Origin of the sequence: uncultured Mucilaginibacter sp., assembly GCF_903913935.1 — a bacterium.
Lineage (GTDB): Bacteria > Bacteroidota > Bacteroidia > Sphingobacteriales > Sphingobacteriaceae > Mucilaginibacter.
The window spans coordinates 1-22,756 of the sequence record NZ_CAIWNH010000516.1; the positions used below are offsets into that span (position 1 = coordinate 1).

Sequence of the window (22,756 nt, forward strand, 5' to 3'; positions counted from 1 at the left end):
AAAAAAGCCATTTTATAAACAATATACCACCGTTTGTATGAAAAAATTAGTGCTAAGTAATTTAATGATTTTATTTTTTTTAATAAATGTGCTTGCAAAAAGTGCAACGGTCCATATTACGATAAAGAACTTTAGGGGAGAGATTGATGTATACAATCCGGAATTACGATATGATTTAACGAAAAAAAAAGTGACCGGAATTCAATTGGATACCCATCATTCAGCAATTTATACGCTGGACATAGGTAAGCCAACTTACTTCGTTTTATATTTTTTAAATGATAAGTTTATTAACTATTCTCTTTTCTTATCGCCGGGCGATGAGCTTTTTTTAACAGTTGATTTCTCAAAGAAAAACAATAAAATAATAGTAACAGGAAAAGGTAACAATAATAATCAGCCTGAAATTTTTGCCTTAACGAATATGGACACGCAGCCGTTTAAGGGCGACAAAACGCCTGACCGTGTCATAGCTGCCATAAACAAACAATATTTAGCAAATAAAGATATATTGACCAAATATATTAAAGCAAACAAGCCTTCAGTTGAGTTTGTAAAAACGGCTATAGCTAACTTGGCATATTTTGTTCCTATCAACTATTATGAATTCAGTCACAATAATAATTTCGGCAAATCCAGAGATCAATTAATACAATGGCAAAAAATACAGGATAGCGTATTTTCAACCATTAAGTTGAGCAATAATGATGCGTTAACGGCTTATAATTACACGCACTTGATTGATAATTTTTTGATGAGGGAAACAGAAGCACTTGCGATGGAATATAGAAACCAGCCTGTATTATTTTATAAAAAATGGTTTCATTCTGATACCATTAAGGGTAAAGAGTTATTCAATTATGCGCAAAAAGGAATCTTACTAAAAAAAATTATAGATAAATACTTTATAGGGAAAACAGCTGAATACGCTTATGGTCAGGCATTAAAATTTGAATACTACCAAGCCGACTACCCGTCAACGGTATTACTATTTGATCATTTTAGGAAGAAATACCCTTCGGGTTTATACCTTAAAGGATATAGCGATCCGATAGCAGCGGTAGTTAAGAAACAGCAGCAGGCGCTTACCAGAAAAATTGTTTTTCTCAAAAACAATGGTGCAAACCTAACTTCATTTAAGGATGTATTAGCATTAACAAAAGGAAAAACTGTATTAATAGATATGTGGGGCTCCTGGTGCGGACCTTGCAGAGAGGAAATAGAAAAAAATGCTGCCGCGTTAAGATCGCATTTTAAAGGGAAAAACGTCCTGTTTTTATATATCGCCAATTTTGACGTTGGGCATGAAAAAGAGTGGAAAAAACAAATTGCCTATTTCCAAATTGAAGGCGAACACATTTTGGCTAACTCTAAATTAACCAGTGATATTATGGAAAAAGTAAAATCATCCGGATACCCGACTTACATTATTGTAAAAAAGGATGGCAGTTACAAGCAAACAGCGACAAAATACCCGGTGAATCTCCAGGCGATGATCCATGAAATAGAAGTTGCCCGATCGTGAAAAATCAATGCTATTGCGTTAAAATGACAATCGTTCCCTCTGCTATTCGAAGTCTTTGACTTCGGATAAACAATGCTGACTACAAGACATAAACCAATCCTCAATCAATAAATTTGAGTAGTGCTGACAGTTCTTTATCAGCAATATTTTCCTGGTCACTTTTATCAAATATAGTTAACAGGTAAACCGTGCCACGTATAATTTTAAAACAGGTAATTACCCTTGCTCCACCGGATTTGCCTTTTCCTTTACTGGTAATCGCCATGCGGACCTTATAACAATCGTTACCCAGGGATGTGCCTTGTGAGGGGTCTTCTTTGAGGGATTTAAGAAGCGCCGCGAAATCTGCCTTAAGCGATGGGAATTTTTTGGACAAACGCTTAAGTTCTTTTTCGAATTTCGGTATAAACTTAACCTTATAACTCATTCAATAATTCGTCTGCATCACGGGCTTCCAATTTGCCGGACAACATCAGGTTCATTTCATCAACCGATTCTTTGATGTCTTCCATTATCTTTGCCTTGTAAGGTGTAAGTAGTTTGGTTTTTACATAAGGCAAGTCATTTAAGAGCGCCAATAGCGCCCCCGCCTTACTTTCTTTAACATCCAATACAAATTTCATAATAACAAAAATACAAAATTTATTCCCCGATAGGTAATGAATAAATAGAAGGCCAGATCACATTTCATTTAGTGTGTTCCCATTTCTCAGTCGTATTCATTACAATGCATTTCGCAAATAAATATTAACCGGCGACACCCCAACCTCACTACTCTTTTTGTAAATTATTTGTTGGAGTACTTTCAGTTTACAAAAAAATCCTAACTTGGATGTTGCTAAGCAAATCCCTTTATGGAAAAAGAAAAAAACCACTCCCGGCCGGTGGAGGAATCGGACGTTAAGGATAATTCACGCCGCGATTTCCTAAAAAAATCGGCTTTAATGACTGCCGTTGCCCTTACCCCGGTTGCCGCTGCCAGGGCTGCCGAAATGCACATGGACGAAAGGCTTGCACAGGTATTTGAAAAAATGCCCCTCCACCTGGAGATCAATGGCGTTGCCCATAACCTGATGGTGGAGCCACGCAGCACCCTGCTGGATATCCTGCGCGAACAACTTGACCTTACCGGTACCAAAAAAGGCTGCGATATGGGCCAGTGCGGCGCCTGCACCGTACATGTTGACGGGCATAGGGTAAACAGCTGCCTCACGTTAGGCATTATGGTGAACGGCAAAAAAGTAACCACCATTGAGGGCCTGGCCAAAGGCGACCAGTTGCACCCGATGCAGGAAGCCTTTTTAAAACACGACGGTTTCCAATGCGGGTATTGTACCCCCGGGCAGATCATGTCGGCAGTGGCCTGCGTGCGCGAAGGTCATGCCAACTCGGAACACGAGATCCGCGAGTATATGAGCGGGAATATTTGTCGCTGCGGGGCCTACCCCAATATTGTTAACGCCATACAGGAAGTGAAGGAAGGAGGAATGGCGATATGAAGCAATTCCAATACCAGCGTGCGTCCACACAGCAAAGTGTGCTGGATGCGATCAGCAAACCGGGCACCAAGATCATAGCCGGAGGCACCAATTTGGTCGACCATATGAAACATGGCATCATTGCCCCGGATAAACTGGTGGATATTACCCATTTGCCGTTAAAAGGCATCACTCCGACAAAAACAGGCATCCATTTAGGCACACTGGCGTTAAACAGCGCGGTAGCCGAGGATGCTTTGGTATTGCAAAAACAGCCATTGATCAGTATGGCGCTAAGGGCCGGCTCATCACAGCAACTGCGCAATATGGCCACGGTTGGCGGCAATATCATGCAGCGCACCCGTTGCACCTATTTTTATGATACCACCATGCCCTGCAACAAACGCGAACCGGGTACCGGCTGCGGCGCTTTGGAGGGCTATAACCGGATGCATGCCATTTTTGGCGCAAGCGATAAATGTATTGCGGTACACCCCAGCGATATGTGCGTAGCATTGGCGGCCCTGGGCGCCTCGGTGATCGTAGTGGGTAAAAAAGGGCAACGGCTCATTCCATTTAACGAATTCCACCGCCTGCCTGATGATCATCCGGAACTGGATAACCATTTGGCAAAGGATGAAATGATCATCGGTGTGGACATCCCTGATAATAATTTCGCCAAGAACAGCTATTACCTGAAGGTACGCGACAGGCAATCCTACGCCTTCGCCCTGGTTTCGGTAGCGGCTGCTTTGGAGCTTAGCGGCACAACCATTAAAAAGGCCCGTTTGGCTATGGGTGGTGTGGCGCATAAACCGTGGCGATTATTTGAGGCCGAGAAATTTATGGAGGGAAAACCCGTATCTGAGGATACCTTTAAACAGGCCGCGCAAATAGCTATGCAAGGTGCAAAAGCATATGAAAACAATGCCTTTAAACTAAAGCTTGCCCCGGCAAGTATTGTGGAGGCCCTGAAGCATGCTGCCGGAATAGTGTAAATTTTGTTGCAATGTTGAAAGGTTGTAAGGTTGTTTTAATGCCAACCAGATATATTAACCGTTCAACTTTACAACATTCTAACATTCCAACAATACCACCCTTACAACAACAAATGAACAAATTAAATCATCCCAAATCCTCAACCGGCCCCAGCCGGGTTGACGGCCGCCTGAAAGTGACCGGCGCAGCCAAATATTCAGCAGAATATGAACTTTCCGGCCTGGTTTATGGTGTGCTGGTGGGCAGTACCATCACCAAAGGGGTAATAAAATCTATCGATACCCAAAAAGCGCTGCGGGCGCCGGGCGTACTGGCGGTGATCACCCATTTTAATACACCCGTAGTTCCGGGGTATGTTCCTGAAAAGGGCAAGCCCGAACCTGAGAAAAGCCCCCTGCGGGTTTTTTATGATGATAAGATCGTTTTTAACGGGCAGCCCATCGCCCTGGTTATTGCTGATACTTTTGAGCGCGCGCAATTTGCAGGGTCGCTGGTGAAGGCTGAATATACAGAAGACAAACATATCACCAGGCTTACCGATCATTTAGACAAGGGCTTTACTCCCGGCGAGATGTTTGGGATGACGCCTGAATACAGCCGGGGAACAGTGGCCGCCTGGAACACCGCCCCTGTAAAACTGGAGCAGGAATATATTATCCCCAGCGAGGTGCATAACCCCATGGAACTGCATGCCTGCATTGCCCGCTGGGACGCGGAAAATAAATTTACCGTATGGACAAAAACCCAGGGCGTAAAAGAAACCCAAAATGAACTGGCGGCTTTTTTTAAGCTGCCGCCTGAAAATATCCAGGTGAATTCAAAATTTGTGGGCGGGGCTTTTGGCAGCGCACTGCAGGTATGGTCGCATGAGGTTGCGGCTGTTATTGGCGCCAAAGTGGTTAAGCGCCCGGTTAAACTATTGCTTTCACGGCAGGATATGTTTACCTCGGTAGGCTACCGGCCGCATACCTGGCAAAAAATAGGCATTGGCGCAACGGCTGACGGAAAACTGGTAGGTATTACGCACAACGCTGTAGGGCAAACTTCGGCCTATGAAGATTTTGCTGAATTCCCTACGGGCGTGAGCCGGTATTTGTACGCCTGCCCCAACGTGGATACGCATTATAAAATTGTTTCGCTGAATGTAGGCTCGCCCATCTGGATGCGCGGCCCGGGCGAGGCGACCGGTACTTTCGCGCTGGAGTCGGCTATAGATGAATTATCCTACCAGCTGAACATCGACCCGATTGAATTGCGGATGAAGAATTATGCAGAAACAGATCCGCAGAGCAATAAACCCTATTCAAGTAAGTTTTTAAACGAAGCCTATAAAATGGGCGCGGAGCATATTGGCTGGAGCGAGCGCAGTGCGAAACCTGGTTCGGTTACCAAAGACGGCTTGCTGGTAGGCTATGGTGTTAGCGGTGGCGTTTTTAGCGCCGACCGGGAACCTGCAACCGTAAAGGCTACCATGATGGCCGACGGGATGCTGGTTTTACAAACCGCAGTGAGTGATATCGGGCCCGGTACGGGTACCGCTATGGTAGCCGTCGCCGCCGAAACTATGGGCATCCCGGCAGAAAAGGTGAGGTTTGATCTCGGCGATTCATCATATCCTAACGCGCCGCAGCAGGGCGGCTCTACCATCGCTTCCAGTGTGGGTTCGGCAGTTTATATGGCCTGTACCGATCTGAAGGAAAAATTCCAACAACTGATCGGTAATGGCGGGAAGGACCAGCCCGATTATGTGAAAGTATTGAAGGAACATAACCTGAATAAGCTTGAGGTGGTTACCGATTCAAAGGCGGGCAGTGAGGTGGATAAATACCAGATGTATTCCTGGTCGGTGCATTTTGTTGTGGTGCATGTACACCCGGCAACCGGGGTGGTTAAGGTAGATAAGGTTGCCTGCGTAGCGGATTCAGGCCGCATTATCAGCCCGAAAACGGCACGCAGCCAGATCATTGGCGGCGCAGTAATGGGCATTGGCATGGCCTTAACTGAAGAAGCGGTTTACGACCACCGCTATGGCAGGTTGGTAAACAGCAACTTTGTCGACTACCATGTGCCTGTAAATGCAGATATCCCGCAGATAGAGGCGCTTTTTGTTAACAAGCCCGACCCTATTATTAACCCCATTGGCGCAAAAGGCATGGGCGAGATCTCGCTGATCGGCATGGCCGCAGCGGTTGCCAATGCTGTTTATAACGCCACCGGTAAACGCATCAGGACCTTACCCATCACACCGGATAAATTGGTAGAGTGGGATGTGGTGAGTTAGGTTGTAATGAGTTGTAAAGGTTGTAGTTGTTGTAATAAGTTTGAATTGTTTTAGAATGATATTGTTATCGGGCGCAATTAGAAATGACTTAATGACCCAATGACCTAATGACTAAAATACCATGGAAAACAAAATCGCAAAAAATCCATCAGCTACCGATGGATTAAGCCGTGTGGATGGCCGGTTAAAGGTTACCGGTAAAGCCAAATATTCGGCGGAGTACTATACCAAAGGGATGGTGTACGCTGTGCTGGCGGGGAGTACCATTACCAGTGGTTCGATTAAAAGTATAGACACTAAAAAGGCAGAAAGCGCGCCGGGAGTGATCTCGGTGATCACTTATCTAAACGCGCCTAAAGTTCCGGGGTACCAGGATACACCTGCGGGGGCAAAAGGTATGCTAAGGATATTTTACGACGAAAAGATCTGGTTTAACGGGCAGCCGGTGGCTATGGTGCTGGCAGATACATTTGAGCGGGCGCAGTTTGCCAGCGGATTGATTGATGTTACCTACAACAAAACACCATTTGAAACCCAGCTGACCAAAAACCTGGATAAAGGCGTATCACCGCATAATGCCAAAGATTATTTGCGCGGACAGGAAGAAGCCTATAAAACCGCCGCGGTAAAAATAGAGCAGGAATACCTGGTACCCACCAACGTGCATAACCCCATGGAGCTGCATGCCATTATCGCCAACTGGGATGGCGACGACAAGGTAACCGTTTATGATAAAACCCAGGGGGTAGTAAGTACGCAGCGCAATATTGCCCAGGCATTTAAATTACAGCCTGCCAATGTGCAGGTTACCGCGCCTTTTGTAGGCGGGGCATTCGGGGCCGCTTTACGTACCTGGCCACATGAAATTGCCGCGGTGATGGCTGCTAAACTGCTAAAAAAACCGGTTAAATTGGTTTTGAGCCGTGCCGATATGTTTACCGCCGTTGGATACCGGCCGCATACCTGGCAAAAGATCGGGCTGGGGGCCACCGCGGATGGTAAACTGGTGGGCATCAGTCACCAGGCTACCGGGCAAACCTCCGTTTATGAAGATTTTACCGAAGGGGTGGTCAATATCAGCCAGCTGATGTATGCCTGCCCTAATGTGGATACCAAATACAGGCTTGCTTCTTTAAATGTAAATACGCCCACCCCTATGCGCGGTCCGGGTGAAGCGACAGGTGCCATAGCGCTGGAGTGTGGCATGGATGAACTTGCACATGCGCTCAACATCGACCCGATTGAGCTGCGCCTGCGCAATTATGCCGATACTGACCCGCTGAGCGGCAAGCCTTATTCAAGCAAGTTTTTAAGCGATGCCTATAAAATGGGCGCCGATGCTATAGGCTGGAGCAAACGCCATGCCCAACCGGGCATAGTAATGGAAAACGGCTGGCTTTCGGGCTATGGCATGGCTTCCGGCATGTTCGGCGCTTACCGTGGCGCCGCTACCGTTATCGCAAGGTTACTGGCGGATGGCACGCTGGATGTACAAACTGCGGTTACCGATATCGGCCCGGGGACGGGTACTTTTATGACAAAGGTCGCCTCGGATGTGATGGGGATCCCCGCCGGCAATATCAGGGTGAAGATCGGAGATTCTTCTTTACCGCCATCCCCAACCCAGGGCGGATCGGCCATTACCTCAACCGTAGGTTCGGCGGTTAATGATGCCTGTGTTCAGCTGAAACAAAAATTAAAAGAGCTAAGCGGTAATGTGGAAGGCGGCAGCGGAGGTTACGCACAAATATTACAGCAGCATAATTTACCGGCTGTTGAAGTTACCGTTACCTCAAAAGGCGGTCCTGATATGGCTAAATATGCCATGTTCTCGTGGTCGGTGCATTTTATGAAAGTACTGGTACACCCAACAACCGGCGTCGTTAAGGTTGATAAGGCAGTTTCAGTAGCGGATTGCGGTACTATTGTCAGCCAGAAAACTGCCCGCAGCCAGATCATCGGCGGCACCATTATGGGGACAGGCATGGGACTGACCGAAGCAGTGGTGATCGATCATCGTTATGGCCGTTTGGTGAATAATGATTTCGCCAATTACCATGTGCCTGTACAGGCAGATATCCCGCAATGTGAAGCTTTATTTGTGAATAAACCCGACCCCTATATCAACCCTATGGGAGCCAAAGGCATGGGCGAGATTGCTACCATCGGCGTAGCCGCAGCTTTAGCCAATGCTGTATTTAATGCCACCGGGAAACGGGTAAGGGATTTGCCGATTACGCCGGATAAGTTGGTGTGAGGTTGTTGCATGGTTGAAAGGTTGTAAAGTTGGAATGTTAGGATTGCAGCTAAAATAACCTTTAAACTTTACAACATTCCAACAACTCCTAAAATCCTCCGCTTGCACCGCCGCCGCCGAAATCGCCGCCGCCGAATTTTACGCCGTTGTCTGCCGGTGCGGTTGGGGTGCCGGTAAATGCGCTGCCAACCATTACAGATTCAACGTTAATTTCATCAGCCTTAATATCTTCGTCAATATCTTCTTTGGTGAACCCATGTTGCGGGGTTTTAAGGTACCGGGTAATTCCGTAAACAAGGGCCAGCAGTGCCGCTCCCGCAATGGTAAATTCTACATCGACCAGCAACAGGTGGTAATAGTTTTTATAGGTGATGACTGCGGCGGCGACCAATACCATGCCGACACGGATAAACAGTTTATCTTTACGCATCAACCCAATAGCAACGTAAATTAATGGAAGCAGCATCGTCCACACCCAAAAAAATACGCCGAAAGGTACGGCAGTATGCGTGGTGATATCAATGCCTTTCAACTCATCACCCAAAACCTGCACTACGTAGTAATTGCCTGCGGCGTAAAACACTACCAGGCCAACAATTTGTGCAATCAACAGGCTGTTTTGATAATTGACCAGTGCCCTTTTGTTTTTGTAGTAAGACAAACGCAAAAAAACAAATACTGCCGCAAACATCATTACAAAGGGGGCGGTTTCTACGCCCATGGATCCTGTTCTGGTCCAGCCAAACAGGATGATCGCAAAAAAAGCGCCTGAGCAAAAAGCAGCCGCCAGCATATCGTTAAACCGGATTGTTAACCAAAGGCTTACGATAAAAATCATCTCTGAAAGTGACAACTTATCTGTGTTGCCATTGCCGCCATAAATTAAGTAATAAACGGTACCTGTAAAAACTATGCCTGATAGTACCAGGAGCGCGTCATCAACGCCAGACCGGTAATGGAATTTAAAGTGAACGATCAGCTCCAGCGACACATAACTTAATAGTGAAAGGAAACAGAACCAGCCTGCGCGTTCCGCAGATTGGCCGACCATCAGCGATAATAAAGCATCGGTAAAAACGACAATAACGATAGTTAATATAAATAAGCCTATGCGCCCCAATATATTTGGCGTGTAAAAGCCAACCGGGTATTTTTCGTTAATAGCAGCAAATTCTTCTTTGGTAATATTTCCTTGCTTAAGTTCTTGATGCAGCTGAGCCTTCACCCGGAGGCTGGCCAGCCAGGTTTTGTTATAACTGATCATACTGCTTTAATTTTTTGTTAAAATGGATCAATATTAAAACCAGCCCTATTGCCGAGGCAATAAAATACATAAAGATGAGCGCAGTAGCGCCGGTATTATAGCCCCCTGAAAACATCCGGATCACCAGGCTGCTGATGGCGACGTAGCTGTATAAGATAATCAGCAATAAAAAATAAAACGAATTTTGCCTGGTAGCATCTTTATACAAAAAATAGGAAAGAACCCCAATTCCAAGCAGCCACGCCAGGGCAAAAGGAAAATCATAAAAATGAAAATAACCAGAAAGCAGCGAAATATAGATTGCATGTACGCCATAATGCTGGTAACTGAAGCCAAAGTGTTTTTTAATGCTGAAATAATTAGTTGCAAAAGCTTTTATGATCAGCAATACACCTAAAGTAAGATAGGTATAAATGATGGTAGAGCTGTTAATGTTGAATTTCTCCAGCAGGTCGCGGGGCGTTACCGTTACCCCCATCCAAACGGCTAAGCATGCAATGGCCATATTCAGAATGCCCAGGTGATCAAAGTAATAGGCGACGAAAAACAGCACCAGCATCGGTACAAAGGTGGCCATGCCGTAATGAATGCCAAAAACTTTGTACTGGTATTGCAGGTAGCCCGTAAAAATTACAAAACTGGTTGCAGCGAGCAGCAAAATATAATCAAACGCGGCATTAGGCGATTTTACTTTTGAAGTACTGAATGGGAGCTTGTACTTAAAACAATACCCGAAACAACCAATGCAGATCAATGCTATAAACAGCAATACAAATACATGGCCAATGCTGTCGATGTTTTCGTAAACCAATAAACCAAGCCCCGTGGTAAGTAGTAAAATGCCCAAATAAAGCAAGGTTTTTATTTCCCAATGGACAGAAAATAGCGGTTCCGCATCTTTTTGTTTTATTTTTTCAAAAGATTCAGCGCTGATCAACCCTTCTGAAAGCAGGTTAACATAAAGATTTTCATCCACCATAATCGTATAAGGGGCCTAAGGCATTCTCTTATCAAGTATAGCAAATTAGTTTGAATAAGTTAGCATTTGTTGTAAGGTTGAAAGGTTGTAAAGCTGGAATGTTAGGCCGAAGCGTTTATACAACTTTGCAATATTCCAACAACAAGACTAAAACTTCAGATTTTCCTTTAACCAAACCTGCACTTCGTCCTGTTTGGTGATTTCTGCGGGGAGTTTATCGTGGATAAGTTTTTCCATTTTATTGCCGGTGTTGGAAAAACGGTAGTCCCAAAGGGACATGAGTTTGTTAATAAGGTACACCATTTCATTGCCCTCTTCCTTGTTAAAAAGGGTTTCATCGGGCTTACCTGTCACGCGCGGATCATGCTGCACATAGGCAGTCCATTTGTAATCGGAATAATGTAGATTTTTACGTGAGAACAGGATCATGACCACAGGGATTTTAGTAAAGGTACTTATAATTAACGGGCTTATGGGTGCTTTTGAACCCGGATGGTATTTAAAATGTTTTAGACTGGCCAGTCCGGAATAAAATTATCCCAAATTTCTACAACATGCTATCAGCCTTTCTACAGAATATACCCCTATTATTGATTAAATAAATATCGGCCATGAAGAAAATATTATTATCGGCAGGCGCTATTCTATTAATAGCGGGCGGCCTAAGGGCACAGGACATCAGAACCAGCGATGTTCCTGCTGTCGTAAAATCAGCACTATCAAAAAAGTATCCGGAAGCCACCAAAGTAGGCTGGGAAAAAGAGAAAGGCAATTATGAAGCTAACTGGGGCGGCAAATCTGGCGAAGATAACTCTGTTCAGTTTACGCCTGTTGGTGTATTTGTCGAAATAGTAAAAGCTATCCCGGTAACCGCCTTACCAAAAAATGTGGCAACTTATGTAAAGGCGCATTATAAAGGAGCAAAAATAACAGAAGCGGGCAAAGTAACCGATGCCGCCGGGAAGACCATGTATGAAGCAGAAGTTAAAGGCGGCGACCTAATCTTCGACGAAAACGGAAACTTCCTGAAGAAAGATTAAATTTTGGGAGGTGTAATTTGATTGAAAGCCGCGCCGTTATGGGGCGGCTTTTGTTTACCACCCTTTTAATTGTTTAATATAGCCCGTTAACTCACCGGCGATCAGTTCATGTTCATCGATATCGGGGTGGCCATCGCAGCCATTATGGTATTGACGCGAGAAAAAGTATTTGTATACCTTTTGATCCCCAGACGCATTTAAATTGCCTGTTATTGCTTTGAGATAGCGCTGCAGGACGCTCGTTAGGGCTTGATCGCCCATTGGGCTGGTTAAACAAACAATTTCAGATTTGGGGTAATGACTTCTGATCGCTTTGATAAAATTGATATAGGCGTTGCAAAAGTAGGCTGAATCCTGTTTCGGGCCATCGTTCTGCCCCAGGCAAATGGTAACTACATCTGGTATATAATTATCAAAGTTCCATGCTATGGTGTCACCCCTGAAATATACCTTATCAAAGATCTGCGGCATCACCATATGCATATCGCAGCAGCTATGTACCAGGCCAATGCCTGCCTGCGCGGTTAATTGCCATTGCGCATCCAGGTTTCTTGAGGTCCTCGCGCCGTAGCTCATGTAAGCATTATGCTGATCGTGCCACTGCCCTTTGCCGCAGGCAACCAATGATTGGTCCATCCCGGTACCACTGGTAATGGAGTCGCCGAAATATTCGATCCTGCGTTTGGGTTTGGCAGGGAGCGGAAGCAGTTTTTCGCATTTAAGGCCTGCAAACTCAATGTAGCCGGTGTTTGACTCCGTGTCTTTACAGATCAGGAGGGTGTGGTCCCCGCCTGCAAGCCCGTCCGGAACGCTGATTTCATTCATTTTACCAGTCAATTGTATCCGATAAGGATTTTTTCCATCGATCACGATCTCCAGGTAATTGTGGTTGGTGCCGCCGGCTTCATCGTTGATGAGTATAAGGCATTTTGATCCTTTAAACTTAGCTGTGATGTAAACGCCGGGGGCCCAGAACCGCGGCATTTGCAGGTTTGAAAAGTCGATCCGGCCAACGTATTGGATATGGGGATCATCGGCTGCAAAAAACTTCAGGTCAGCATGCTTTTTTGAATTCGCAAATGAGCAGCAAAGTATTGCGGGCAGTAACAGGTAGATAATACGTTTCATGGTAAGCGTGTTGTCGTAAACTTAAGCAAAATGGCAACGCCAAATTAATACTATTATAACGTTTATTGAGGGGTTTTTCAAAACCCGGGTCATAAAAAAAGCGGCAGGTTTTATGCTTGCCGCTTTTTTTATATTGAAAATTTTAAACTTAGTTTTGTTCAGGTTCATCAGTTGGAAGCCCAACAACCTTATAGGTTTTAAGGCCCTTATCGTCCACCAGTTCCTGGTAGTAAACACCGTCCGGAGATACCCATAATTTTTGGCCGCTAACTTTTATTTTGCGGCAGTCCGGCGGTAACTGGGTTACAATATCACCCATTTGCGGCCCTTGCGGCTGGTCGTCGTTCTGTACATTATCGGTGTTTAACACACCATCTTTACCAGCAACCATGTAAACTACTGTTCCGTCGTCCTTGGTAACCGCCTGGTAATAAACGCCGTTCAGCTCATAATACTGTTGTCCGTTGATGATGATGGACTGCGATTTCTCGGGTAAAGTAGTTACTTCGGCACCAACAGGTGGTTCAACAACGGTATATTGTTCGTTATCATAGGTATAAAACAAACCATTGCAGAAATAATATTGGTAATCGCCCCAAAAGAAAGGGTAATAGCCATAAGATAAGGCCCTGCAACTGAAACCAAGATTTACGCCGTAATAGGTATCATAGTAACCGCGGTTGTAATGGTAATAACCGTGGTTACCCCAATAACTTCCCTGTCCGTAACCTACCCTGGGTGAAGAGCGGTAGGCGTTAACAGCAAAAGCCGAAGTACCCGGGCTTGCGCCCACGCGCGGCGCTACTACGCCGGTGCGTTGCGGGTAACCATAATTACCCCTTGGTGCAACACCTGTCCGTGGCGCATTGCCAAAATTGCCGTTAACTGAAATGCCGGTGCGCGGCGCATAACCATAACTACCCCTTGGCGCAACACCCTGGCGGTTAACATAAGTATTTGTACGCTGCTGCGGTTGTACGCTTGTACCTCGCGGAGCCATACCAGCACCACCCGAAGGGCGCGAGCCGTTTGAGCTGCTTACAGAGGGCCTGCTAACGGCTACATTGCCGCCACCACCGCCGCCCGAAGGCCTTGGGCTGGAAACGCTGCTGCCTCCGCCACCACCGCCGGACGGACGGCTGCCGCCACCACCGCCTCCGCCACCTGCAGGGCGTTGGGCAAAGGCTGTTCCCGCTACAAACAGGCACAAAAGTGTACCCGAAGCGGTGTAAATCAGTTTTTTATATCGTGTTTTCATGTCTTTGGATGATTAATAGAAAAGCCGGTTCTGGTTTTAATGTATTATTTAGACTCAACGTATTTTATTTGGTTTAATTTTATTGAAATTAATTTTTTAAATATAAGCATAAACCGCTTTTTGCCCGTCCTTATTCAGGATTGTTACAAACGACGCAGTATCCCTGTTTATATTAAAAAGTAATGTTATGTAAAATTAATAAATTAATTGCAACAATGTATATTTTAGGATGAAAATGATGCCCGTTGGATTTTGAGATGTAACGAGTCGCTATGTGGTTAAAGTTCTTCGGCAATAAACAAAAAAGGCTGGTTAAAGCAAATGGTAAAAAAGCCGTCGGCGGTGGTTTCAAATACCTGTCCGGTTATTTTTTTGAGCCCGTTTAAAATAAGGTCATCGGCAGGCTCAAGGATCTTAACCGTTTCACCCGCTTGTTTCCATTTGCTAAAGCCTGATACGATGGGGTATATTTTTTGATGGTCATTAAAAATAACCAGGTTTATTTTATCTGCAAAAGGTTCGTAATCTTCCAGCTTAAATTCGTCGGCTATAATATTAACCGCTGAATATTCATTGCCGGCAAGGAACTCCAAAGCGGCATCGCTCAGGTTGCAATCGCCGCATGACATCAGCTTAACATCTGATTGCAGCACCTCATCTGTACCGTTGGTGATGATCCAATCTATTTTGATCCCCCTGGAAACCAAATTTTCTGCGGTTTGTGCCGTAGCGATCACCGTCGGGCTCCACTCCAGCAATTGCCCGAGCATTTCTTCGGGAAACCCATCAAGCCCGAGCACCAATAATGCGGGTTCCTGTTTTTCGCGGACGATATGGTGAGATGACATGGCTGATTGTTGTCTGAACTCGAATTTTTTGAATTAATGGAATTAGCAGAATTCCCGATTTTTTGTGCGATAAAAATTCGACAAATTCTTTAATTCGACAAATTCGGGTTCAGACCAAATATACTAATATATCTTCTGATAAATCTCCTTTAGCGCAGCTACAGGATCAATTGACAGGTTTACCGCTGCAGATACGGCAATTCCATAAACACCGGTTGCTATCAATTTGGCTGCATCAGTTATTTGAATGCCCCCAACTGCGATAACCGGGATCTCAATTTCAGGGTGTTGCTGTAATTCTCGATACCCTTCAAAACCAAGCAGCGCTTCGTTGTTGGGTTTGGTTTCGGTATGTGCAAATGGGCCGTAGCCGCAATAATCAACTACGCCGGTAGCCTGAACATGTTTTAACCGTTTGATATTTGTTGCCGAAGCACCAAGGGTCTTATCGTCACCGATGACCTTTCGGACCGCCTTAAAATCGGCATCAAAATCTTCAATATGCACACCTTGCGCGTCAACCCTCTCCAACAGGTGATAATGATTGGTAAGGATAAGGGTGGCGCCCCATTCATCACAGATCTCAGCGATCTCGCCAATCTCGTCAATCAATTCGTCATCCGGCTTTGTGAGGCAGCGGTACTGGATCCAGTTGGCGCCGGCCCCGCAGGCCATTATCACCTGTTTAACATGACTGCGGTCGGGCAGGTCCTGTGTCAGATAGTGGAATTTGGATATGTATTTTTTCATAGCTTCGAGTCGGAAAGTCCGGAAGTCCGGAAAGTCCGAAAGATTAATTTTCTTGTTTTTTAAACGCGCCTAAATTCACTGCTCTTTTTGTCTTTCGGACTTTTCCGACTTTACTGACTTTCGGTCTTCTTCAACACCTCGCTGATCGGTTGCCCGATGCTGCCGTTTGGCGCCTGGATGTGTAATAGTGCGGCGATGGTTGCGGCAATATCTGTCATATGGGTTTCGCGGGTGATGCTGCCATGCTGGATGCCCCAGCCCATAAATACCAGCGGGATGTGGTTGTCGTACGGGTTCCAGGTGCCATGTGTGGTGCCGGTTGGGCCGTTATCTCCCGACCCATGGCCGGTAAAGTAAGCAGGCTTTAAAATAATTTGCACTTCGCCGCTATGTTCAATACTGTACCCGTTGACGATACGCGTGCGCAAGGCTTCCGGGATAGCTGCGGTTGCAGCCTTTTTCATATCTACCGCAAAGGCAACTTCGGGCAGTTTTTCAAAATAACCGATACAATCTTTTTTCAGGACATCTTCATCGAGGTGCAGGTAATTTACAATGCTGTAATTAAAGTTTACCTGGTAATTGGCAAGGCTTAATACCAGGCCGTCAACTTTATATTTATCCAATAAAAACTTATTCAGGTCCTTCAAGGCCGCGCCATCGTCCCAAACACCTGCAGGAATGTTATGATCATTTAAAAAAGCAGTGTTATGTGCCGCGCCGTGATCGGCGGTTAAGAAAACGGTATAATTCCCTTTACCAACCTTGGCATCTAAATAAACTAAAAAATTAGCGATATCTCGGTCCAGGCGCAGGTAAGTATCTTCAATTTCAACAGCATTTACCCCAAACTGGTGGCCAATATAATCAGGAGAGGATAAACTAACCGCTAAAAAGTCGGTTACGGGGTGCTGCCCTAATTCTTCGGCATTGATGGCGGCAACGGCAAGGTCGAGCGTAAAGGTATTGCCATAAGGGGTTGAGCGGATCAAACCTAAATTGCCTTTATATATGCCTGAGGTTTTTACCGGCAGGGTTGGTGCAGTCATGCCCTTAAATTTGCCTTCGTATTTGGTGCTGTCAGCAGTGCTTTGCAGGTAGGTATCTTTAGGATAAAGTGTATTCCAATCCAGTTTCAAATAGTTTTCCGCCAGTTTCTGGTCGTTAAAATCTTTAACCCATTGCGGCAGGGCCTTCATGTAATAGGTACTGGTGATCCAGTTGCCGGTTTTATCATCAAACCAATAAGCTGCATTTGCCGTATGGCCGGCCGGCAAAATGCCGCCACGGTCTTTTAAAGCGATGCCGATAACTTTCGACCTGAAATTGGTCGCCAGGCGGAGCTCATCGGTAACAGTGGTCACCAGTAAATTCCTTGGCGACATTTGGCCTGCCTTTGATTCGCTGCCAACGGTTTGCACGGAGGTGTCTTCTGTACAATACATCGATTTCCCAGTGGCCTGGATAATAAAATCATTTCCGGCGATGCCATGGATGGAAGGTACCGAGCCTGTGTAGATGCAGGTATGGCCGGGACCGGTAAAGGTCGGGATATAATCAACCTGGGTATTTTCGCAGCTGAAGCCCTGGTTTAATAAGCGTTTAAAGCCATTGTCCTGGTAACGGTCGTAATAACGGTAAAGGTAATCCCAGCGCATCTGGTCGACTACGATACCCACTACTAATTTAGGGCGGGGCAAGGAGTTATCCGGTACAACACGCCCAAAATTATCGGCAATAGTAGTAACGGCTTGAGTCTTTTTCTTTTTTGTTTGTGCCGATACAGAAACGGCAGTAAAAGCGCATACTATAACAAGTAAATGTTTGATCTTCATGCTGAATGATTAAGCAGCCAAATATCCGCAAAGCAATTAAATTCCAATGTGATATTTTTGTTAACAATGTTTTGGGTGGGGATTACGCCGATTAGGGGAAGATTACACCGATTTTTTTTAAACGATTACACCGATTTTTAGAAATGGATTACACCGTTTCCTGTTTTTAATCGGTGTAATCAAATAAAAATCGGTGAAATCATTTCAATATTACAGGAAAGTTAGTAACGAATGCTGGCTTGCGGTATGAATATCGCGCCATACCTGGTTGATCTCCGATTCGGTATTTGCCGCGATCAAGCCGCAATAAGGGTAAAGCTGGTCGACACATTCTCTTGCTGTTTTAGCTAATCTGCGGCTTGTTTTGCTTACAGCTTTCATCGCTTTATTATCAGCAACCCCTGACGCTGAGGTAAGCCACGACAGATCAACAGCTTGATAAAATACCTTCCGGGTTTTAGTAATTTCATTTTCCGCTTTGGTCAAAAGATCTTTAAGTAAGTTTTTTTGTAGCCGGGATAGTTTTTCCTGTTCCTGTTTCTCAGCGAAAATAGTTTTGCACAAATCCATAAAATGGATAGCCATACCCGAAATATTTGCGGCAAGGGTTGCCTCAGCTAATTGTAAAAAGGGATATTGATAGAGGGGTGTTTTAACGATAGCGGCATTGGGGTTTATTTGAAAACAATTCAATTTGTTTACTTCAATGCCCTGCGTTTCAAAAGCATCGCTGCCCGTAGCCACCATACCGGTATATTTCCACGCCGGCAAAATATTTACTTTGCCGCGTTCAAATATAAAAGGCAATACCAGCGGGGTGCCATCGTCATTTAAAACCACTTCTTCACCGTTTTTGATAATACAGTTGGCTGTAAAATGCGTGGCGTGATGCGCCCCGCTGGCATATTTCCACTTGCCGGTAATTTTATAGCCGTTTGGCGTTATTACAGCTTCGCCGGTGGCTGCACCGCTGCCAGCCAGGCATACCTCCGTCGATCCAAATATTTCTGTCGCTTTTCCCGCTGCAATAAAGCCGCCAAACCAGCCAGCACCGCAGCATAAAGTAACTACCCAGCCCAGGCTGCCATTAGCCCAGCTAATGCTTTCTTCAAGGCGAACCAGTTCTGACAAAGATTTTTCGAGCCCAGAATAAACAGCCGGAACAAGCAGTTTAAACCATTTTTGCTCATAAACTATAGCCAGCTGATCCGGATGGATCTTGCCCAATTGCTCGGCTGCAGAAGCGGAAGCTCTGATGGTTTTTACGATATCCGGGGATAAAAGCGTTGAGGGATGTTCTGTTTTCATAAGATCTTTTAAAATAGTTATAACATTTTAAATTATCAGAGGTGCTAACTTAACGTGAATTCGATATAAAAAACCTTTGCTCCGCCTCGTGGCGGACTACCGCTTTGTAGCACAACGTTCAAACGTTGAATTTTGCCGCGTCAGCGGCTACCCAATTCGCGAAGGGTAGCCACTGACGTGGCAATTATCCCTGGTATTTGGTTTATACAAAGCGGTAGTCCGCCACGAGGCGGAGCATGCTATTTTGATATCCAATTGCTATATCGAACTCAGTTTACTTAAACCAATAAAGGTTGGCGAGTTAATATCGAATACAGAATTTCGAATATCCAATTTCAAATTCTCCACTTCATTATTCGATATTCTCTGTTCGTTATTCGACATTAACTTGGCAACGTTAGTGACATTACTCTCTTGGGGTGTAGGGGGGTATTCATCAGCATGCCGGCTAACACACCCCCGCCACAACACGTCCGGCCGCACCCCCTCTCAAGAGTGGAGTTGCCATATCACTCATTTGTTCAATTAGTTACAATGCATATTATGTGAGTTCTCAATCGCTAAACCGTGATAACCGTTTGCCGGGCTTTGCAGATCTTTATCCACTTATATAATCCTCCAAAAGCAATTACAAACAAAAACAAGGTTAGCGCGGCAAAAAGCGGCAGTTGCTTATAAAACAATAAGGGAATGGCAAACAGGTTTGAAATGTTCAGGAAGATCCAGTTTTCAATTTTCCTTTTGGCCAGCAGCCACATCCCCGCCCAGGCAGTTGACGATACCAGGGCATCCCAAACCGGCACATTGGATGGCGTGAAATATTTAAGCAACAGGTATAGGATCAGCCAGCCGCCTATCGAGATAGATAAACTGATCAGCCAATCCTTTTTACCCGACCAGGAGATAACCACTTCCGGGCCCTGCTTCTTTTTTGCCCAATGCACCCATCCATAAACGCTCATTACCAGGTAATAAACGTTTAAGGCCGAATCCGCATAAAGCTGCACCGTAAGCAGCAGGTATATGGCAATGATGGTACTTATGATACCGGTAGGGTACAGCCAGATCTTATCATACAAAGCAAACAAAACTTCGGCAACACCCAATATAACGGCAAGCCATTGCAGCAGGCTGGTTTCCTTGATTTGTTCGTTAAAAAGCGCGATCCAATGGTGCATAATCATGTTAAAACTTAAGGTTTAACCCTAATAAAAAGTTGATGGGCGCCTGCGGGAAGAAGTAATTGTAGTTCACTACTTTTCCGCTTTCAATATCAGGATAGGTTGCCCCGTCCGATTGATACTTTTCGCTGAAAATATTATTGACCAGCAAACTTAACCCCACGTTTTTTACACCCTTCATGCTGAAATTATAGTTAAGCCGTAAATCGTTTACCACATAGGCATCGAGTGAACGGCTTAGGGTTGAAGTATTATCCAGGTACTGGCGGCTTACGTATTTGGTGATAAAAGCAATCTCAGCATTTTTTAAAGGGTGGTAGCTGATGGTGCTTGATCCTGTAAAATCAGGCGAGTAAGCGATGTTGCTTGTTTTGTAAAGCGTCCCGTCAAGCGTGCCGGTATCGTAGTTTTGCAGGTACTGTTCAAAGTTTTTCACTTTATTGGTGCTTACCGTAGCGTTTACATACCAGCTTAAAGCCTGGGCTATTTTAATGCGGGCGCTGGCTTCAATTCCGGCGCGGTAGCTATCTTTTATATTGGTGCGGATAGCTTCTCCAACATCATCAAGCGAGCCGGTTAATACCAGCTGGTTTTTGTACAGCATGTAAAAGCCATCAATGCTTCCGCTAAAAGTGCTTTCGTTGATCCGGTAACCCAGTTCCAGGTCTGTCAGATTTTCTGGCTTCGGGCGGCTTTGCGGTGAAGAGTTGGTGTAATCGCTGCGGTTAGGTTCGTGGTTGCCTACCGCTATCGATGCATATACATTGCTGTTGTCATTAAGCTGACAGGTAATGCCTGCTTTAGGATTGAAGAAATTAAGCCCCACCGCCTGCTGCACATTGTTAAGGCTTTCGTCAAACCCTAAAAACGAATAGTTAATATGCCGGTATTGCAGATCTCCATATAACAACACTTTGCCTAAATGATATTCGGCACGGGCAAAAATGTTAAAATCTGTTTTTTTAGCATCGTTGCGGGAATATTGATAGTCAGGCGGAATATTGGTGCTTTCCTGCGTCCATTCAATATTATTATAGTGAGCGCCCTTGTATTCATTATAAGCGCCGCCAACTATACCATCAAAATTTTTATTGGGCTTATAATTTAAATTATAAGTGAGGCCATAGAAATCGTTATTGAGCCATAAACGGCGCACCAGGTCGGTCGCCTCAATGGCAGTGCCGCCTACTACCACCGGTGTTACCCCGTAACTCTTTAACGAATCCGCATTTCGGTATTCTTCATAATACCCAAAGCCTTTGGTATAATGTAAAGCGCCGCTGAATGATAGTTTATCACTTAGCTGCTGGTTGTAAAGCAGCTGGTAATAATTTTGAGTATAATTATCGGTTTGGTTTTTATAAAAGCTATTGCTTGAATTGATATACCCCAACTCATTATACCGGCGGTTACCTGCTTTAACACTATCTTCGGGTACGCCGTCCCAGGCCTGGTAGGTTTTTTCGTAACCCGAAAATACGTTGAGGCGAAGCACGCTTTTTTTACCATAATAAGCCCCGCTTAAAAAGAAGGATTTCAGTTCGGAGGAGGCGCGGTCGATATAACCGTTGGAACGCATCCTGGATAAGCGGCCGTCAAAACTAAAATGATCGCCCAGCAAGCCGGTGCCAAATGCCGCTGTATTTTTTACAGTTCCGTATGACCCTGCCGAATTATTCAGCTCGGCATAAGCCGAATCATGCCGGGTGGTGGTTTGGATGTTGATGCTTGCACCAAAAGCGCCCGCGCCATTTGTGGAGGTTCCAACCCCACGCTGCACCTGGATGTTTTCTACAGAAGATGCCAGGTCGGGCAGGTCGACAAAATATACGCCCTGGTCTTCCGCATCATTTAGCGGGATACCATTGAGTGTTACATTGGTTCGGTTAGCATCCGATCCGCGAATGCGGATACTGGTATAGCCCACACCAGCCCCGGCGTTTGACGTAACCACCGTCGAAGGGGTTTGCTCCAGCAAATATTCAAAACCCCGGCCGGAATTGTTTTTATCGATGTCTTTTTTGCTGAGATCGGTAAAAGCGGTAGGTGAGTTTTGGGTAGCACGGGTGGCGTTTACGGTAACCGCTTCGGTAAACAGTGAGCCGGGTTTTAGTGCGAAATCGCTTACCGCATCAGCGTTTACCGAAACAGATTTGGTAATTACCTGGTAGCCGATAAATGAAACTTTCAAGTTGTAGGTGCCGGCCTTTAAATTATTAAAATGATACCTGCCATTAGCATCTGCAACAGTACTTATTGCAGGATTTGACAAGCTGATAGTTGCGCCGGGCAGTGCATCACCGGTTTGCTGGTCGGTTACTTTACCGGAAACAGAGAATTGGGCCGCGGCCATCACAGGCAGCAGCAGGGCGAATAACGCCGAAAATAAATTTTTCAAAATGATTATTAATAAATTTAGTTAAACCATCTCCGCATCAGGGTGAATACGCAGTACACTTAACTTGTTACCTCTCCCTACGCCGGCATTACCCGGATCAGGTGCAGCCCCCCGGCCCCCTAAAGGGGGTGGAGTAATAAGCCAAAAAGCTTTTTACTCCCCCTTCAGGGGGGCGGGGGGCATGGGTTTGATCTCAGCCTGTCTTTCAGTTTGGTAAAATAACCTGC

The 22,756-nt window shown here is 45.3% G+C and carries 19 protein-coding genes; 6 read left to right on the plus strand and 13 right to left on the minus strand.

Translation table 11 applies throughout. The features are described 5' to 3' along the window. The coding region (locus QZY09_RS20750; protein ID WP_295675623.1) for a thioredoxin-like domain-containing protein at window positions 1–1,525 on the plus strand (1,525 nt) is incomplete at its 5' end. Window positions 1,526–1,625: 100 nt separating this feature from the next. Here QZY09_RS20750 and QZY09_RS20755 read toward each other — a convergent pair. Beyond that, a complete protein-coding gene (locus QZY09_RS20755) occupies window positions 1,626–1,901 on the minus strand; it encodes a type II toxin-antitoxin system RelE/ParE family toxin (protein WP_295675624.1) in 276 nt (91 codons plus the stop codon). 40 nt (window positions 1,902–1,941) lie between these two features. Beyond that, entirely contained in the window at window positions 1,942–2,148 is a 207-nt protein-coding gene (locus QZY09_RS20760) for a hypothetical protein (RefSeq protein ID WP_295675626.1), read from the minus strand. Window positions 2,149–2,379: 231 nt separating this feature from the next. Here QZY09_RS20760 and QZY09_RS20765 point away from each other — a divergent pair, with 231 nt between their 5' ends. The 4 genes from QZY09_RS20765 to QZY09_RS20780 all read left to right on the plus strand — a co-directional run bounded on the left by QZY09_RS20765 (window position 2,380) and on the right by QZY09_RS20780 (window position 8,540). After that, entirely contained in the window at window positions 2,380–3,024 is a 645-nt protein-coding gene (locus QZY09_RS20765; protein ID WP_295675629.1) for a (2Fe-2S)-binding protein, read from the plus strand. Further along, window positions 3,021–4,001: a xanthine dehydrogenase family protein subunit M gene (locus tag QZY09_RS20770; RefSeq protein WP_295675632.1), complete on the plus strand. Its 981-nt coding sequence runs from the start codon at window positions 3,021–3,023 to the stop codon at window positions 3,999–4,001. The genes QZY09_RS20765 and QZY09_RS20770 overlap by 4 nt, the downstream gene beginning before the upstream one ends. Before the next feature lie 113 nt (window positions 4,002–4,114). Continuing rightward, on the plus strand, window positions 4,115–6,283 hold the full coding sequence (locus QZY09_RS20775) for a xanthine dehydrogenase family protein molybdopterin-binding subunit (RefSeq protein ID WP_295675634.1): 2,169 nt from the start codon (window positions 4,115–4,117) through the stop codon (window positions 6,281–6,283). A gap of 121 nt (window positions 6,284–6,404) precedes the next feature. After that, entirely contained in the window at window positions 6,405–8,540 is a 2,136-nt protein-coding gene (locus QZY09_RS20780) for a xanthine dehydrogenase family protein molybdopterin-binding subunit (RefSeq protein WP_295675636.1), read from the plus strand. Between the two features lie 88 nt (window positions 8,541–8,628). Here QZY09_RS20780 and QZY09_RS20785 read toward each other — a convergent pair whose 3' ends face one another. The 3 genes from QZY09_RS20785 to QZY09_RS20795 form a co-directional block, all read right to left on the minus strand. Further along, window positions 8,629–9,804: a hypothetical protein gene (locus tag QZY09_RS20785; RefSeq protein ID WP_295675638.1), complete on the minus strand. Its 1,176-nt coding sequence runs from the start codon at window positions 9,802–9,804 to the stop codon at window positions 8,629–8,631. After that, window positions 9,791–10,783 carry a DUF2157 domain-containing protein gene (locus QZY09_RS20790; protein WP_295675641.1) on the minus strand — a complete coding sequence of 331 codons (993 nt, stop codon included), beginning with the start codon at window positions 10,781–10,783 and terminating at the stop codon, window positions 9,791–9,793. Before QZY09_RS20790 ends, QZY09_RS20785 begins: the two co-directional genes overlap by 14 nt. A 147-nt stretch (window positions 10,784–10,930) precedes the next feature. After that, window positions 10,931–11,212: a hypothetical protein gene (locus QZY09_RS20795; protein WP_295675643.1), complete on the minus strand. Its 282-nt coding sequence runs from the start codon at window positions 11,210–11,212 to the stop codon at window positions 10,931–10,933. 182 nt (window positions 11,213–11,394) lie between these two features. Between QZY09_RS20795 and QZY09_RS20800 the strand changes: the two genes are divergently transcribed. Then, a complete protein-coding gene (locus QZY09_RS20800; protein ID WP_295675646.1) occupies window positions 11,395–11,823 on the plus strand; it encodes a PepSY-like domain-containing protein in 429 nt (142 codons plus the stop codon). A gap of 54 nt (window positions 11,824–11,877) precedes the next feature. Here QZY09_RS20800 and QZY09_RS20805 read toward each other — a convergent pair whose 3' ends face one another. The 8 genes from QZY09_RS20805 to QZY09_RS20840 form a co-directional block, all read right to left on the minus strand. Beyond that, the gene (locus QZY09_RS20805) at window positions 11,878–12,951 is read right to left on the minus strand and encodes an SGNH/GDSL hydrolase family protein (protein WP_295675649.1); all 1,074 of its coding nucleotides are present in this window, start codon (window positions 12,949–12,951) and stop codon (window positions 11,878–11,880) included. Window positions 12,952–13,099: 148 nt separating this feature from the next. Then, window positions 13,100–14,209 carry a DUF6515 family protein gene (locus QZY09_RS20810; RefSeq protein WP_295675650.1) on the minus strand — a complete coding sequence of 370 codons (1,110 nt, stop codon included), beginning with the start codon at window positions 14,207–14,209 and terminating at the stop codon, window positions 13,100–13,102. Window positions 14,210–14,487: 278 nt separating this feature from the next. Then, entirely contained in the window at window positions 14,488–15,057 is a 570-nt protein-coding gene (locus tag QZY09_RS20815; RefSeq protein WP_295675653.1) for a thiamine diphosphokinase, read from the minus strand. A 123-nt stretch (window positions 15,058–15,180) separates the two neighbouring features. Beyond that, window positions 15,181–15,807, minus strand: a complete 627-nt coding sequence (locus QZY09_RS20820) for a thiamine phosphate synthase (RefSeq protein WP_295675655.1) — start codon at window positions 15,805–15,807, stop codon at window positions 15,181–15,183. 110 nt (window positions 15,808–15,917) lie between these two features. Continuing rightward, complete coding sequence (pafA, locus tag QZY09_RS20825; RefSeq protein WP_295675657.1) at window positions 15,918–17,642, minus strand: alkaline phosphatase PafA; 1,725 nt, start codon at window positions 17,640–17,642, stop codon at window positions 15,918–15,920. 210 nt (window positions 17,643–17,852) lie between these two features. Continuing rightward, window positions 17,853–18,950: an acyl-CoA dehydrogenase gene (locus tag QZY09_RS20830; RefSeq protein WP_295675659.1), complete on the minus strand. Its 1,098-nt coding sequence runs from the start codon at window positions 18,948–18,950 to the stop codon at window positions 17,853–17,855. A 560-nt stretch (window positions 18,951–19,510) separates the two neighbouring features. Next, complete coding sequence (pnuC, locus tag QZY09_RS20835) at window positions 19,511–20,128, minus strand: nicotinamide riboside transporter PnuC (protein ID WP_295675660.1); 618 nt, start codon at window positions 20,126–20,128, stop codon at window positions 19,511–19,513. Window positions 20,129–20,135: 7 nt separating this feature from the next. Further along, complete coding sequence (locus QZY09_RS20840) at window positions 20,136–22,529, minus strand: TonB-dependent receptor (protein ID WP_367119252.1); 2,394 nt, start codon at window positions 22,527–22,529, stop codon at window positions 20,136–20,138. Window positions 22,530–22,756 lie beyond the last annotated feature (227 nt).